Below are 14,134 nucleotides of genomic sequence, written 5' to 3'. Positions count from 1 at the left end.
GCGAAAGGAACGCCATGTCGTCCACCACCCGCACCACGATGCGCACCGCCGGTGTCGCCGTCCGCGCGATGCTCGTCCTCACCCTCGTCCTCGGCGTGGGGTACACGCTGCTCGTCACCGGCATCGGCCAGCTCCTCCTCCCCGCACAGGCGAACGGCTCGATGCTCCCCGGCGACCGCGGCAGCGCGCTCATCGGACAGTCCTTCACGGACGCCGAGGGCGACGCCCTGCCGGAGTACTTCCAGTCCCGCCCGTCGGTGGCCGGCGACGGGTACGACGGGGCGGCCTCGGGCGGCAGCAACCTCGGTCCGGAGAATCCCGACCTCGTCGCCGCGATCGCCGCACGGAAGGCCGAGATCGCCGCCCGGGAGGGGGTGGCCCCCTCCCGGGTGCCCGCGGATGCCGTGACCGCGTCCGGCTCCGGTCTCGACCCGCACATCAGCGTCGCCTACGCCCTGCTCCAGGTGCCGCGGGTGGCGGCCGCCCGCGGCCTGCCCGAAGACGAGGTCCTGACGCTGGTGGAGTCTAGGATTCAAGGGCGGGACCTGGGGTTCCTCGGCGAGGAGCGCATCAACGTCGCGGAGCTGAATCTCGCACTCGACGACCGGGAGGGTGCATGAGCGCAGAGCCGCCGCCGCGCCCCGCGACGGACAGGACCCGGCGCGGGCGACTGCGCGTGCTCCTCGGTGCCGCACCCGGCGTCGGGAAGACCTTCGAGATGCTCGCGGAGGGCCGGCGGCTGCGCGACGAGGGCCGCGACGTGGTCATCGCCATCGTCGAGACCCACGGCCGCGCCGCCACCGCGGCACTCACGGCGGGGCTGCCCGAAGTGCCGCGCCGGGAGGACGCGCATCGCGGGGTGACGCTCTCCGAACTCGACCTCGACGCGGTGCTCGCCCGCGCTCCGGAGATCGCCCTCGTCGACGAGTTCGCCCACACGAACGCGCCCGGCTCCCGCAACCGCCAGCGCTGGCAGGACGTGGAGGAGCTGCTGGACGCGGGGATCGATGTCGTCACCACCGTGAACGTGCAGCACATCGAGTCGCTGAACGCGGTCGTGGAGAAGATCACCGGCATCGCCCAGCGCGAGACCATCCCGGACGCGGTGGTCCGCGCCGCGGACGAGATCGAGGTCGTCGACCTCGCCCCGCAGACGCTCCGCGACCGCCTCGCCGCGGGTCTCGTCTACCCCGCGGAGCGCATCGACGCCGCGCTCTCGCACTACTTCCGGCTGGGCAACCTCACGGCCCTGCGGGAGCTCGCGCTGCTGTGGCTCGCGGACGAGGTGGACAGCGCGCTGCGCACCTACCGCGCCGAACAGGGCATCGCCGGAGCGTGGCAGGCCCGCGAACGCGTGGTCGTCGCCCTCACCGGCGGGCCGGAGGGCGAGACGCTGCTGCGCCGCGGGGCCCGCATCGCCGCCCGGTCCGCCGGCGGCGAGCTGCTCGCGGTGCACGTCACCGCCCAGGACGGTCTGCGCGGCGAGACCCCCGGCGCGCTCGCCGCCCAGCGCTCCCTCGTCGAGTCCCTCGGGGGCACCTACCACCAGGTGGTCGGCGACGACATCCCGGCGACGCTCGTCGAATTCGCCCAGGGCGCCGACGCCACCCAGCTCGTGATCGGCGTGAGCCGCCGCGGCCGCCTCGCCGCCGCGCTCACCGGACCGGGGATCGGCGCCGAGGTCATCCGCCGCTCGGGCGACATCGACGTGCACATCGTCACCCATGCCGCCGCCGGTGGCCGGCTCGCGCTGCCCCGCATCACCGGCGGGGCGCTCGGCTGGCGACGGCAGGCGCTGGGCTTCGGCGTCGCCCTGGTGTTCGGCCCGCTGCTGTCCTGGCTCATGTTCACGTTCCGCAGCCCGGAGTCGATCACGGCCGAGGTGCTCGCCTACCAGCTCCTCGTGGTCGTCGTCTCCCTGATCGGCGGCATCCGCCCGGCGGTGTTCGCGGCCGTGCTCTCCGGCATCACCCTCGACTTCCTCTTCGTCGCCCCGCTGTTCACGATCACGATCGCGCATCCGCTGCACGTGCTCGCCCTCACCCTGTACGTCATCATCGCGATCCTCGTGAGCGTCATCGTCGACCAGGCCGCCCGCCGCGCACGGACCGCGCAGCGCGCGACGGCCGAGGCCGAGCTGCTCGCGGCCGTCGCGGGCAACGTGCTCCGCGGCGACAACGCCGTGCTCGCCCTCGTCAGCCGCACCAGGGAGGCGTTCGGGCTCAGCGGGGTGCGGCTGCTCACGCCCGCCGGCGAGGTGCTGGCGAGCGACGGCGAGCCGGTGCCGGACGGCCGCGCCACGACCATCCCGGTCGGGACGGTGCCCGGCGGCGGGCCGCGCGCGATGCTCGAACTCAACGGCGAGCCGATCGCCGGCCCCGAGCGTCGGCTGCTCGACGCGATCGTCGCGCAGCTCGCCGCGGCCATCGAGCACACCGACCTCCGGGCGACGGCGCGCGAGGCGGAGTCGCTCGCGGAGACCGACCAGGTGCGCAGCGCGCTGCTCTCCGCCGTGAGTCACGACCTGCGGCGTCCGCTGGCCTCGGCGGTGGCGGCGATCGGCGGGCTCCGCGGCGCCCACGGTCTGTCCGACGCCGACCGCGCCGAGCTGCTGGCGACGGCGGACGAGAGCCTGGCGACGCTCTCGACGCTCGTCACCGACCTCCTCGACGTGAGCCGGGTGGAGGCGGGCGTGCTCGCCGTCTCGGCCGCGCGCATCGATGCCGCCGGGCCCGTGCTGGCAGCGGTGGACGAGCTCGGCCTCGGCCCCGGCGACGTCGAGCTGGCACTCGACCCCGATCTGCCGCCGTTGCACGCCGACCCGGTGCTGCTGCAGCGCGTGCTGGTGAACGTGCTCGCCAACGCGCACCGGCACGCGCCGGAGGGCAGCCGCGTCCTCGTGTCGACCAGCCGCCTGGGCGACCGGGCTGAGCTGCGCGTCATCGACCGCGGCGAGGGCATCGCCCCGGAGCGGCGCGATCGTGTCTTCCAGCCGTTCCAGCGCTTCGGCGACACGGACAACTCGACCGGGCTCGGACTCGGACTCGCGCTGTCGCGCGGTTTCACCGAGGGCATGGGCGGTAGCCTGACACCGGAGGACACCCCCGGGGGCGGACTCACCATGGTCATCTCCCTGCCGCTCGCCGCAGGATCTTCCGACACGGAGGGGACGGAGTGAAGCTCCTCATCGCCGACGACGACCCCCAGATGGTGCGGGCGCTGCGGATCACGCTGGCGGCCCACGGCTACGAGGTCGTCGTGGCCGCGGACGGCGCCGCCGCGATCGCCGCGGCCGCGCAGGCGCATCCCGACCTCATCATGCTCGACCTCGGCATGCCCCGGCTCGACGGCATCGAGGTCATCCAGGCCCTCCGCGGCTGGACGAACGTGCCCATCATCGTCGTGTCGGGGCGGACGGGCTCGGCCGACAAGGTCGAGGCCCTGGATGCGGGCGCCGACGACTTCGTCACCAAACCCTTCCAGGTGGACGAGCTGCTCGCCCGGCTGCGCGCGCTGTCCCGTCGGGCGGTCGCGGCGAACGGCGAGTCGGTCGTCGCCTTCGGGGACGTCGTGGTGGATCTCGCCACGAAGACCGTCACCCGCGCGGGGACCCGGGTGCACCTGACCCCGACGGAGTGGCGGATGCTGGAGCACCTGGCCCGGCATCCCGGTGCACTGGTGACGCGGCAGGACCTCCTCAAGGAGATCTGGGGCAGCGCGCAGGTGTCGGACTCCGGCTACCTGCGGCTGTACATGTCGCAGCTGCGCAAGAAGCTCGAGCGCGAGCCCTCCGCCCCCGCGCACCTGCTCACCGAGTCGGGCATGGGGTACCGGCTGGTCCTCTAGCGGCCGAGCGGCGCGCGGTCGCGTGTGCCGGCGACGCGACGGCGACGGAGCACCGCGACGGTGCCGACGACGACGAGCAGGACCGCGACGACGATCGCGGTGATCGCGGTCGGGGTGCTCTCCGGCTCACCCGTGAGACGTCCGACCGCGAGCCAGCTCAGGCCCCAGGCGGTCGCGAGCGCGGGGACGACCCGCCCCGTGAACCAGGCCGAGGCGGCGCCGATCACCAGCACGACCACGAGGACGGCCACGGCCCACGCCTCGGGGGCGCCCGCGCCGATCCCCGGGGCGGTCTGGGTGAGCCAGGCGGCGGTGTTCGCGACCGTCGCGATCGTCACCCAGCCGAAGTGGAGGCCGTTCGCTCCGTCGGTGAGGAGGCGGTCGGCGAGGGTGCGGGCGGGGAAGCGCCCCAGCAGCACGATGATGCGGGCGAGGGTGGCCAGCAGGAGGGCGATCACGAGCACCGTGAGCCAGAGCGTCAGGTACCGCGCGGTCACCAGCCAGAGGCCGTTCAGCACCATCGAGACGGCGATCCAGCCGCCGACCGCCTGCTGGCGTTCGTCCTGCCGCTGGGCGGGGAGCGCCTGCCACACGGTGTAGGCGAGCAGTCCCGCGTAGATGAGCGACCAGATCGAGAAGGCCGGTCCGGCGGGGGCGAGGTACGAGCCCTGGGCCGAGAGGGCACCGTTCTGCAGCTCGTCGACGGATTCGCCGCCGAACGCTCCGGCGCCGACGGTCGCCGCGATCAGCATGAACACGGCGGCGGCGATCACGATGCTCTGGCGGGCGATGCCCTTCGTCGAGGTCTCCATGCCTGCACCATACGGGCGGGCCGCGCGGACGGGGATGGCCTTGACAGTGCGCGCGCGTTTGGCTAACTAGGTTAGCGAAACGCGAGCGAGCGCGGCATCGATCAGCACCTCGGCCGCCTGCCGCGCGTGGACCGCGGCATCCGGATCAGCCCCGATCGCCGCCGTGCTCTGCGCCCCCTCAGCGAGGAGGGAGAGCTGTGCGGCGAGGCCGATCGGCGCCCCCGTCGCCGCGACGAGGTCCGCCATGTACCGCTGGAACGACGCCTTGTGCGCGCGGACGATGTCGGCCACCTCGGGACTCGTGCCCCCCAGCTCGCCGAACGCGTTGATGAACGCACAGCCCCGGAAGCCCTCGCTGCAGAACCAGTCCTCCAGGTAGCCGTAGACCGCGAGGAGCCGGGCGCGGGGATCGTCGCCGCTCTCGGCCACCGCCGCCGTGAGGCCCTGCTCCCATTCCGCGTGCTTGCGGGTGAGCACGGCCGCGACGATGTCGGTCTTCGCCGGGAACAGCGAGTACACGCGGCGGAGCGAGACGCCGGCCGCCGACCGCAGCTCGTCCATGCCGACCGCGGCGTACCCCTTGCGGTAGTAGAGCTCCTCCGCGGCGGAGAGGATGCGTTCGCGGGCCTCGTCTTCGGTCATGTCCAGAAGTCTACTTGACACGAGAACGAACGTTCTCTAGATTGATCACATCAGGCGAGAACGATCGTTCTCACCGACACCGAAAGGAACACATCATGGGTTACATCACCGTCGGCACCGAGAACACCACCCCGATCGAGCTCTACTACGAAGACCAGGGCAGCGGTCAGCCCGTCGTCCTGATCCACGGCTATCCGCTCAACGGCCACAGCTGGGAGCGCCAGACCCGCGAACTCCTCGCCCAGGGCTACCGCGTCATCACCTACGACCGCCGCGGGTTCGGGCAGTCGTCCAAGGTCGGCTCCGGCTACGACTACGACACCTTCGCCGCCGACCTGAACACGGTGCTCGAGACCCTCGACCTCCGCGACGTCGTGCTCGTCGGCTTCTCCATGGGCACCGGGGAGCTCGCCCGCTACGTCGGCCGCTACGGGCACGAGCGCGTCGCGAAGCTCGCCTTCCTCGCCTCGCTCGAGCCGTTCCTCGTGCAGCGCGACGACAACCCCGAGGGGGTGCCGCAGGAGGTGTTCGACGGGATCGAGGCCGCCGCCAAGGGCGACCGGTATGCCTGGTTCACGCAGTTCTACCAGGACTTCTACAACCTCGACGAGAACCTCGGCACGCGCATCAGCCAGCAGGTCGTCGACGCGAACTGGAACCTCTCGGTCACCAGCGCCCCGGTCGCCGCGTACGCCGTGGTGCCGACCTGGATCGAGGACTTCCGCGACGACGTGAAGGCCGTGGCCGCCGCCGCCAAGCCCACCCTGATCCTGCACGGCACCAAGGACAACATCCTGCCGATCGACGCGACCGCCCGCCGCTTCCGCCAGGCCGTCCCGGAGGCCGAGTACGTCGAGGTCGAGGGCGCCCCGCACGGCCTCCTCTGGACGCACGCCGACGAGGTCAACGCCGCCCTGACGCAGTTCCTGGCGCGGTAACCCCGTTCGAATCGCCTGAATGGCTCCATCTCCCCCGGAGATGGAGCCATTCGCGCAATGCGCAGCGGGTCAGCGGGAGCGCCAGAGCAGCCAGACGAAGTACGGGGCGCCGATCAGGGCGACCACGAGACCCGCCGGAAGCTGCGCGGGGGCGATCACCGTCCGGCCGATGGTGTCCGCGATGCCCACGAGCAGCCCGCCGAGGAGCACCGCCGTCGGGATCACCCGCGAATGCCGCGCCCCCACCAGCGCCCGGGCGGCGTGCGGGGCCACGAGCCCCACGAAGCCGATGACCCCGATCGCCGTCACGCTCAGCGCCGCGAGGACGGCCGCCACCAGCAACAGCGTCAACCGGACCGGCTCCAGCCGGATGCCGACCAGTCGCGGGGTGTCCTCATCGAGCGACAGCACGTCGAGCTCCCGGCGGCTCATCGCCACGAACGGCACCGCGATCACGAGCACGATCGCCAGGGGGACGATCTGCTCCCACACCCGGCCGTACGTCGTCCCGGAGAGCCAGGTGTAGATCTTCGGGGTGTCCCACGGATTCGAGCGCAGCAGGAAGAAGGTCGTGAGGGAGACCGTGAAGTACGACACCCCGATGCCGATCAGCAGGAACCGGTCCGCGTTCAGGCCGCCCCGCCACGAGAGCAGATAGACCAGGGCGAAGGCGAGCAGCGAGCCCGTCACCGCCCCCGCGATCAGCCCACCCGTCGACGACGTGATGCTCGTGAGCACCAGCACCGCGCCGAGCCCGCCGCCGCCGGTGACGCCGAGGATGCTCGGGTCCGCGAGCGGGTTGCGGCTCACGCCCTGGATCACGGTGCCGGAGAGGGCGAGCGCGGCGCCGGCGACCACGGCGGCCACGATCCGCGGCGCCCGCTCGTCGAGCGCGAAGGCGATGGGCGCGGGAGCCTGTCCCTGCAGCCACAGCGCGATGTCGCCGGTGAGCAGCCAGGTGTGGCCGGCGAGCAGTCCGAGCAGCAGCACCCCGATCAGGCCGAGGGCGACGAGGGCGAGGGTGATCCGGAAGCGCCGACGGCTGCGGACTCCGAAGCGCACCCGCGGAGGCTCGCGCGTGGGTCCGGCGTCGCGGAGCCGCCGGGCCATGAGCACGAGCACGATCGCGCCGAGCAGCGTCGTCGCGACCCCGGTGGGGATGAGGATCGCGGCCTCGGCGCCGATGAGGGCACGCAGGAGCGCGTCGGCGAGGATGACGACGAGCGCACCGAGCAGGCCCGCCGCCGGGAGCAGCAGCACGTGGCGGTTCAGGCTCGGCACCACCCGGGTCAGCAGGCGCGCGAGCACCGGCGCGCACAGCCCGACGAAGCCCATCGGCCCGGCGAGGGTCACCGCGACCGCCGTCAGGGTGACCGCGAGGAGGATCCCGATGGCCCTGGTCGACCGGATCGGCACCCCGAGCGACGACGCGGTGTCGTCCCCCAGCGACAGGATGTCGAGGCGCCGCGCGAGCAGGAGTGCGAGCACCGTGACGACCACGACGACCGGCGCCGCCTGCAGGAACGCGGTGAGTCCGAGCTGCGACAGACTCCCGCTCCCCCACGCCAGCAGTCCCTTGGTCTCCTCGTCGAACAGGATGAGGAGGGTCGAGGTCGCGGCCTGGAAGGCGAGCGCCAGCGCGGTGCCGGCGAGGATGAGGCGGGTCGTGGACGACCCTGCGCCGCCGGCCAGCCCGAGCACGATGCCCGCGGCGACGATGCCGCCCGCGAACGCCACCGCCCCGGAGGCCCACACCGGCACGGCGATCCCGAACGCGGCGAGCGCCGTGACGGCGAGGTAGGCCCCGGCGGTCACACCCAGCGTGTCCGGCGACGCGAGGGCGTTGCGGGCGAGGGACTGCAGCAGCATGCCGGCGACGCCGAGCGCGACGCCCACCGCGACGCCGGCGGCGAGCCGCGGCACCCGCGATCCCCAGAGGACGTCGGTGTCGGCGAACACCGCGCCGCTCGTGCCCTGCGTGAGGTGCCAGCAGGCGACCGCCACCAGCACCGCGGCGAGAGCGACGAGCACGCCGACGCCCGTCCACAGCGCGGGCTTCTGCCCCTCCGCCTCCGCGGGGACGGCGGACGCCGGGCCGGCGGGCTCCGCGGTCGCCGTCGTGTCGAGGCGGAGGGTCTCCGTCACTTCGCGAGCACCTCGAGGTACCCGTCGATGATCTGCCCGGTCGAGCGCGGGCCGCCGAAGGTCCAGATGCCGGCCGGGAATGCGGTCAGCCGGTCCTCCGCCACCGCGGGGAGCGACGTCCAGGCGGGGTTGTCCGCGAGGGCGTCGACGAAGCTCTCGGAGTCCGGGGCCTCGGTGCCCGTGTAGAAGAGGTTCGCGTCGCCGACCGTCGTCATGCCTTCGACATCGGTCTGGCCGAGGCCGTACACGGGGTCGACCTCGCCGGTCCAGGCGTTCGTCAGCCCGAGCTCCTCGCCCACCTCACCGACGAGCGAGCCCTGGCCGAACGGACGCAGCGCCACGTTGCCGCCGTCGACCCAGCCGTCGAAGAACACGAAGTCGGTGGTCGCGAGATCGCGGTCGGCGAGCTCGGCCTTCGCGGTGTCGAGGTGCTCCTGGAACTCCGCGGTGACGACGTCGGCGCGCTCCTCGCGGCCGGTCACCTGCGCGATGAGGTCGAACGTGTTCAGCATCTTGGCGATCGGGTCCTTCGCATCGGCGCCGACCGTCGCGAGCACGGGCACGTCGTAGGCCTCGAGCTGCGCGACGATGGGGTCGTCCGCGGCGCTGACCTCGACGATCACGAGGTCGGGGTCGGTCCCGAACAGCGTCTCCAGGTTCGGCTCCTGACGGGTGCCCACGTCGACGACGCCCTCCGGCAGCTCCTCGGCCGTGACCCAGGTGCTGTAGCCCTCGGCATCGGCCACCGCGACCGGCGTCACGCACAGCGACAGCGCGTCCTCGATCTGCTGCCACTCGAGCACCGCGATGCGTTCGGCCGGCTTGTCGAGCTCGACCGTGCGGCCGAGGTCGTCGGTGACGGAGACCGCCCCGGTCGAGGTGCTCGTGGTGTCGTCGGCGCAGCCCGCGCTCGTCGAGGTCGGGGCGTCCGACCCCTCGGCGGACGGCGTCTGCGTGGTGCCGCAGCCGGCGAGCGCGAGGGTGAGGGCACCGCCGAGGGCGAGGGCGGCGAGGGGGGTCTTCTTCATCGGGGGGTCCTTCTGGGGGTCGGGGTCAGGAGGCGGAGGGAGTGCGGAGGCGACCGTGATGGCGGCCGCGCGGACGCACCCGCACCAGTCCGGTCTCCTCGTCGAGGGCGGTGTCGATGCGCAGGCCGTACACGTGCGACAGGTTCTCGCCGGTGAGCACCTCGGCGGGAGCCCCCGCCGCGTGCACCCGCCCGCGGTGCATCAGCACGACGTCGTCGGCGACCGAGGCGGCGTGATCGAGATCGTGCAGCACGACGCCGAGCGCGGTGCCGTGGTCGTCGGCGAGCTCGCGCACCAGGTCGAGGGTCTCCACCTGGTACCGCAGGTCGAGGTGGTTGGTCGGCTCATCCAGCAGCAGCACCCCGGTGTCCTGAGCGAGCGCGGTCGCCAGCCAGACGCGCTGCAGCTCGCCGCCCGAGAGCTGGTCCACCGGGCGGGCGGCCATGGCCGACAGACCGGTGAGGGCGAGGGCGCGCGCCACGGCGGCCCGGTCGGCGTCGCTCACGCCGGAGAAGCGTCCGCGGTGCGGGTGCCGGCCGTAGGCGACGACATCGGCGACCTCGATCCCGGACGGGTGCGGCCGGGACTGCGACAGCATCGCGACCGTCTTCGCGAACTCCTTGGCGGAGAGGGCGGCGGCGTCGCGAGACTCCGCGCCGCCGATCCGCACGGTTCCCGCCTCGATGCGGTGCAGTCGCGCGAGGGCCCGCAGGACGGTCGACTTGCCGCTGCCGTTCGGTCCGATCAGCGCGGTCACCCGCCCCGGCGCGAGGCGCAGGGAGACGTCGTGCACGACGCGCGTGCGGCCGTAGGCGAGGACGAGGGATTCCCCCGCCAGGCCGTGGCGATCGATGGTGTCGGTCATCTCAGCCCCGCATCGCGACGCCGCGGCGCCAGTAGCCCATGAACGCGACCTGCGCGCGGTCGACCCCGAGGTCCTTCACGAGGTGCCGGCGCAGCGTCGTCACGACACCGCTCTCGCCCGCGATCCAGAAGTAGCGACCGGCGGGGTCGTCCTCCCGGGCGATCTCCTCCCCGAGTCCCGAGTACGCCGGCGTCTCCCAGAGCAGGTCCTCCCCCTCGATGTCGGCGACCCGGATCTCGTCCGCGGCGTCGTCGTCACCCAGGTACTCGAGCACCGCGGGGATGAGGCGCAGGCCGTGGGGGTCCCCGGCGTCCCGGGGCAGCCAGTGCACGTCCACCCCGGCCGGCACGTCGATCGCCAGCACGTCGGCGGGCGACGGCACCTCGATGAACGCGACCCCGCGGAGGTCGCGCGGGGCGTCCTCCAGGATGCGGGCGATGGCGGGGGCCGCCGTCTCGTCGCCGACGAGGACGACCGAGGTCGCCGCCCCCGGCTGATACTCCGCTCCGCCGTGCGCCAGGACACCCCGCCGCGGACCGACGAGCCACAGCTCCTGCCCCACCGCGGCCGTGCTCGCCCAGCGCGAGGCCGGACCGGTGAGGCCGGGCTCGAGGTGCAGCACGAAGTCGACGTCGACCTCCGTGCGGCCGTCGTCGGCGATCCGCAGCGCGCGGATGGAGTAGGTGCGCATCGAGCCGCGCTCCTCCTCCGGGACGGCCAGGTACGAGCCCCACCAGTCGTCCGTGGACCGGTCGATCTCGGCGAGCACGCCGGACGCGGGCGGGAAGACGAGCTTGATGCGGCTGTCGTACACCTCGCCGGGCGTTCCCAGGTCGCTGAGCTCGTCGCCGCCGAGGGTCACCCGCACGAACGACGGGGAGACGCGCTCGACGGCGCGCACCTCGGCGCGGGTGAGGATGTAGGTGGGGCGCTCCGTCGTGGTGGACTCAGCGGACATGATGCCTCCCGATGGGGGTGACCAGCGGCTTGCCGGAGACCGGGTCGATGGTGATCTGGTTGGGGAGGCCGAAGACCTCCTGCACGAGTTCGGCGGTGACGATCTCCTGCGGGGCGCCGGTCGCATGCACGCGGCCGTCCTTCATGGCGACCAGCTCGTCGGCGTAGCGCGCGGCGAGGTTGAGGTCGTGCAGCACCATCACGATCGTGGTGCCGCGGGCGACGCTGAGGTCGGTGAGCAGGTCGAGCACCTCGACCTGGTGGGCGACGTCGAGGAAGGTCGTCGGCTCGTCCAGCAGCAGGATGTCGGTCTCCTGCGCGAGCGCCATCGCGATCCAGACCCGCTGCCGCTGACCGCCGGAGAGCTCGTCGACGCTGCGGTCGGCGAGGTCGCTGATGCCGGTCGCGTCGAGGGCGTCGGCGACGACCTCGTAGTCGTGCGCGCTCCACCGCGACAGCGCCCGCTGGTGGGGGTGGCGCCCGCGGCCGACGAGGTCGGCGACGGCGATGCCCTCGGGGGCCACGGGCGACTGCGGCAGCAGACCGAGGATGCGGGCGACCTCCTTCGTCGGACGGGCGTGGATGGACTTCCCGTCGAGGACCACCTCGCCGTTCGCCGGGGACAGCAGCCGCGCGAGGGCACGCAGCAGCGTCGACTTGCCGCAGCCGTTCGCGCCGACGATCGTGGTGATCTTCCCGGGCGCGATCTGCAGGTCGAGCCCCTCGACCACGGTGCGGTCGCCGTACGAGAGGGTGATCCCCTCGGCGGACAGGCGGTGGGCGGCGGTCACAGCGAGCCTCCGGTGCGGTTGGTGCGGATGAGCAGGTAGATCAGGTACGGCGCACCCACGACGCCGGTGACGACGCCGACCGGGTAGCGCGCGCCGAGTGCGAACTGGGCGATGAGGTCGCCGCCGAGCACGAGCACCGCACCGACGAGACCGCTGGGCAGCAGCAGCGTGGCGCCGGGACCGGTGAGTCGCGCGGCGATGGGTCCGGCCATGAAGGCGACGAAGGCGATCGGCCCGGTGGCGGCGGTCGCGAACGCGAGGAGGGCCACGGCGCCGAGGATGAAGACGAGGCGTGTGGCGGTGACCCGCACGCCGAGCCCCGCGGCGGAGTCGTCCCCGAGCTGGAGCGCCCCCAGCGCCCGCCCCTGCGACAGCAGCAGCGGCACGAGGATCGCCGCGGCGATGGCCATCGGCAGCACCCGCTCCCACGAGGCGTTGTTGAGGCTGCCGGTGAGCCACTGCATCGCGGTCTGGATGTCCCAGTTCGCGGCCCGGGAGAGCAGGTACGAGATGACGCTCTGCAGCATGGCCGCGACGCCGATCCCGATGAGGATGAGGCGGGTGCCCGCGAAGCCGCCCTTGATGGCGAGGAGGTAGATCGCCAGCGCCGTCACGAGGGCGCCGACGAGCGCGAGCAGCGAGACGGCGGGGCCGTTGAGCGAGAGCACGACGATCCCGAAGACCGCGGCCGCCCCGGCGCCGTTCGAGATGCCGATGATGTCGGGGGAGGCCAGCGGATTGCGCAGCATGGTCTGGAAGGTGACGCCCGCCATGCCGAACGCGAGACCGGTGAGGACGGCGAGGACCGCGCGCGGGAGCCGGAGGTCGCCGACCGTGAACGAGGCCCCGGGCACCGTCTCGCCGAGGATCACGCGGATGACCTCGTCCAGCGGGTAGAACGTGTTGCCGACCATGAGCGCCACCACGAACAGCACGACCACCACGACGCCGAGGGCGACGGTGACCAGCGCGTGACGGCGGTGCCGCGCCCGGCGCCCGGCGATGACCCGTGCGATGCGGGCGGCGGCCGACTCGTCGCCGCGGACGAGGGTGTGCTCCGTCGTGCTCACAGCTCCCTCACCTTCTGTCGGCGGACGATCCAGATGAAGAACGGCGCCCCGATGATCGCGGTGATGATGCCCACCTGGATCTCCTCGGAGGATGGCGAGATCACGCGCCCGACGATGTCGCTGGCGGTGAGCAGCGCGGCGCCGGCCAGGGCCGAGAACGGCAGCAGCCAGCGGTGGTCCGTTCCCACGAGCATCCGGCACATGTGCGGGACGATGAGGCCGACGAACCCGATCGGCCCCGCGATCGCGGTCGCCGCGCCGGCGAGGATGACCGCGCCCAGGGCCGACAGCATCCGGGTGCGCAGCACATGCTCGCCGAGCCCGGTGGCCATGTCGTCGCCGAGGGCGAGGGAGTTCATGCCCCGCGCGCACAGGAAGCAGATGAGGGCGCCGACCGCGAGGACGGGAGCGGTGATCGCGATGCGCGGCCACTCCGCCCCGCCGACGCCGCCGATCTGCCACGACTGGAACGTCTGCAGCAGGTCGACCCGCGGCAGCATGACCGCGCTGATGAGCGAGGCGAACGCGGCGGAGGTCGCCGCCCCCGCGAGGGCCAGCTTGAGCGGGGTGGCCCCGCCGCGGCCGAGCGAGCCGACGGTGTAGACGAACACGGCGGCCACCGCGGCGCCGACGATCGCGAACGCCATCTGCCCGTAGGGGTTGCTCAACCCGAAGAACGCGATGCCGAGCACGACCGCGAAGGAGGCGCCGTTCGAGACCCCGAGGATGCCGGGGTCGGCGACGGGGTTGCGGGTGACGGCCTGCATGGTCGCCCCGGCGAGGGCGAGCGCCGCCCCCACGAGGAGCGCGAGCACCGTGCGGGGGATGCGCTTGACGACCGCGGCCTCGGAGATCGTGTCCGTGTGACCCGCGAGCCCGGCGAGGATGTCATCGATCGTGACCGCACGCACCCCGAACGACACGGAGAGCACGACGAGGACGAGGATCACCCCGACCCCGGCGAGCAGCCAGAGGGTGCGCACCACCGCCGGACGCCGCAGGGTGGCGGCGTCCGGCGCGAGGACGGGTGCTGAGATCAC

General features: G+C 73.0%; 13 protein-coding genes. 4 read left to right on the top strand and 9 right to left on the bottom strand.

Features of this window, described 5'->3' with window-relative positions:
- Nucleotides 1-14: 14 nt before the first annotated feature.
- From kdpC to KAF39_RS05990, 3 genes are read left to right on the top strand one after another with little or no spacing between them, the layout of a single operon-like run.
- On the top strand, nt 15-620 hold the full coding sequence (gene kdpC, locus KAF39_RS06000) for a potassium-transporting ATPase subunit KdpC (RefSeq protein ID WP_210676409.1): 606 nt from the start codon (nt 15-17) through the stop codon (nt 618-620).
- Nucleotides 617-3,178 carry an ATP-binding protein gene (locus KAF39_RS05995; RefSeq protein ID WP_210676408.1) on the top strand — a complete coding sequence of 854 codons (2,562 nt, stop codon included), beginning with the start codon at nt 617-619 and terminating at the stop codon, nt 3,176-3,178. The genes kdpC and KAF39_RS05995 overlap by 4 nt, the downstream gene beginning before the upstream one ends.
- The gene (locus KAF39_RS05990) at nt 3,175-3,846 is read left to right on the top strand and encodes a response regulator (RefSeq protein WP_210676407.1); all 672 of its coding nucleotides are present in this window, start codon (nt 3,175-3,177) and stop codon (nt 3,844-3,846) included. The genes KAF39_RS05995 and KAF39_RS05990 overlap by 4 nt, the downstream gene beginning before the upstream one ends.
- Here KAF39_RS05990 and KAF39_RS05985 read toward each other — a convergent pair.
- Nucleotides 3,843-4,658: a TspO/MBR family protein gene (locus tag KAF39_RS05985; protein WP_210676406.1), complete on the bottom strand. Its 816-nt coding sequence runs from the start codon at nt 4,656-4,658 to the stop codon at nt 3,843-3,845. The genes KAF39_RS05990 and KAF39_RS05985 overlap by 4 nt on opposite strands.
- Before the next feature lie 66 nt (nt 4,659-4,724).
- Nucleotides 4,725-5,300, bottom strand: a complete 576-nt coding sequence (locus KAF39_RS05980; RefSeq protein WP_210676405.1) for a TetR/AcrR family transcriptional regulator — start codon at nt 5,298-5,300, stop codon at nt 4,725-4,727.
- A 95-nt stretch (nt 5,301-5,395) separates the two neighbouring features.
- On the opposite strand from KAF39_RS05980, the gene KAF39_RS05975 reads away from it, so the two are divergent.
- Nucleotides 5,396-6,238 (top strand): alpha/beta fold hydrolase, encoded by an 843-nt coding sequence (locus tag KAF39_RS05975; RefSeq protein ID WP_210676404.1) that lies wholly within the window; start codon nt 5,396-5,398, stop codon nt 6,236-6,238.
- 69 nt (nt 6,239-6,307) lie between these two features.
- Here KAF39_RS05975 and KAF39_RS05970 read toward each other — a convergent pair whose 3' ends face one another.
- Genes KAF39_RS05970 through KAF39_RS05940 form a run of 7 tightly spaced genes read right to left on the bottom strand, consistent with a single transcriptional unit; the run spans nt 6,308 to nt 14,134 of the window.
- A complete protein-coding gene (locus KAF39_RS05970; protein ID WP_210676403.1) occupies nt 6,308-8,383 on the bottom strand; it encodes an iron ABC transporter permease in 2,076 nt (691 codons plus the stop codon).
- Nucleotides 8,380-9,411: an iron-siderophore ABC transporter substrate-binding protein gene (locus KAF39_RS05965; protein ID WP_210676402.1), complete on the bottom strand. Its 1,032-nt coding sequence runs from the start codon at nt 9,409-9,411 to the stop codon at nt 8,380-8,382. Before KAF39_RS05965 ends, KAF39_RS05970 begins: the two co-directional genes overlap by 4 nt.
- 25 nt (nt 9,412-9,436) lie before the next feature.
- Complete coding sequence (locus KAF39_RS05960) at nt 9,437-10,276, bottom strand: ABC transporter ATP-binding protein (protein ID WP_210676401.1); 840 nt, start codon at nt 10,274-10,276, stop codon at nt 9,437-9,439.
- A gap of 1 nt (nt 10,277) precedes the next feature.
- Nucleotides 10,278-11,234: a siderophore-interacting protein gene (locus KAF39_RS05955; protein WP_210676400.1), complete on the bottom strand. Its 957-nt coding sequence runs from the start codon at nt 11,232-11,234 to the stop codon at nt 10,278-10,280.
- On the bottom strand, nt 11,224-12,024 hold the full coding sequence (locus KAF39_RS05950) for an ABC transporter ATP-binding protein (RefSeq protein ID WP_210676399.1): 801 nt from the start codon (nt 12,022-12,024) through the stop codon (nt 11,224-11,226). Before KAF39_RS05950 ends, KAF39_RS05955 begins: the two co-directional genes overlap by 11 nt.
- Nucleotides 12,021-13,094, bottom strand: a complete 1,074-nt coding sequence (locus tag KAF39_RS05945; protein ID WP_210676398.1) for an iron chelate uptake ABC transporter family permease subunit — start codon at nt 13,092-13,094, stop codon at nt 12,021-12,023. Before KAF39_RS05945 ends, KAF39_RS05950 begins: the two co-directional genes overlap by 4 nt.
- Entirely contained in the window at nt 13,091-14,134 is a 1,044-nt protein-coding gene (locus tag KAF39_RS05940; protein WP_210676397.1) for an iron ABC transporter permease, read from the bottom strand. Before KAF39_RS05940 ends, KAF39_RS05945 begins: the two co-directional genes overlap by 4 nt.

The sequence above is a fragment of the Microbacterium sp. BLY genome (assembly GCF_017939615.1).
In the GTDB taxonomy this organism is placed as follows: Bacteria; Actinomycetota; Actinomycetes; order Actinomycetales; family Microbacteriaceae; genus Microbacterium.
This window is presented reverse-complemented; position numbering and strand designations above follow the sequence as displayed.

Bases quoted from the DNA above. Each gene is read 5' to 3' on its own strand.
- kdpC (WP_210676409.1), top strand. From the start codon at position 15: ATGTCGTCCACCACCCGCACCACGATGCGCACCGCCGGTGTCGCCGTC.
- KAF39_RS05995 (WP_210676408.1), top strand. From the start codon at position 617: ATGAGCGCAGAGCCGCCGCCGCGCCCCGCGACGGACAGGACCCGGCGC.
- KAF39_RS05985 (WP_210676406.1), bottom strand. From the start codon at position 4,658: ATGGAGACCTCGACGAAGGGCATCGCCCGCCAGAGCATCGTGATCGCC.
- KAF39_RS05980 (WP_210676405.1), bottom strand. From the start codon at position 5,300: ATGACCGAAGACGAGGCCCGCGAACGCATCCTCTCCGCCGCGGAGGAG.
- KAF39_RS05975 (WP_210676404.1), top strand. From the start codon at position 5,396: ATGGGTTACATCACCGTCGGCACCGAGAACACCACCCCGATCGAGCTC.
- KAF39_RS05965 (WP_210676402.1), bottom strand. From the start codon at position 9,411: ATGAAGAAGACCCCCCTCGCCGCCCTCGCCCTCGGCGGTGCCCTCACC.
- KAF39_RS05960 (WP_210676401.1), bottom strand. From the start codon at position 10,276: ATGACCGACACCATCGATCGCCACGGCCTGGCGGGGGAATCCCTCGTC.
- KAF39_RS05955 (WP_210676400.1), bottom strand. From the start codon at position 11,234: ATGTCCGCTGAGTCCACCACGACGGAGCGCCCCACCTACATCCTCACC.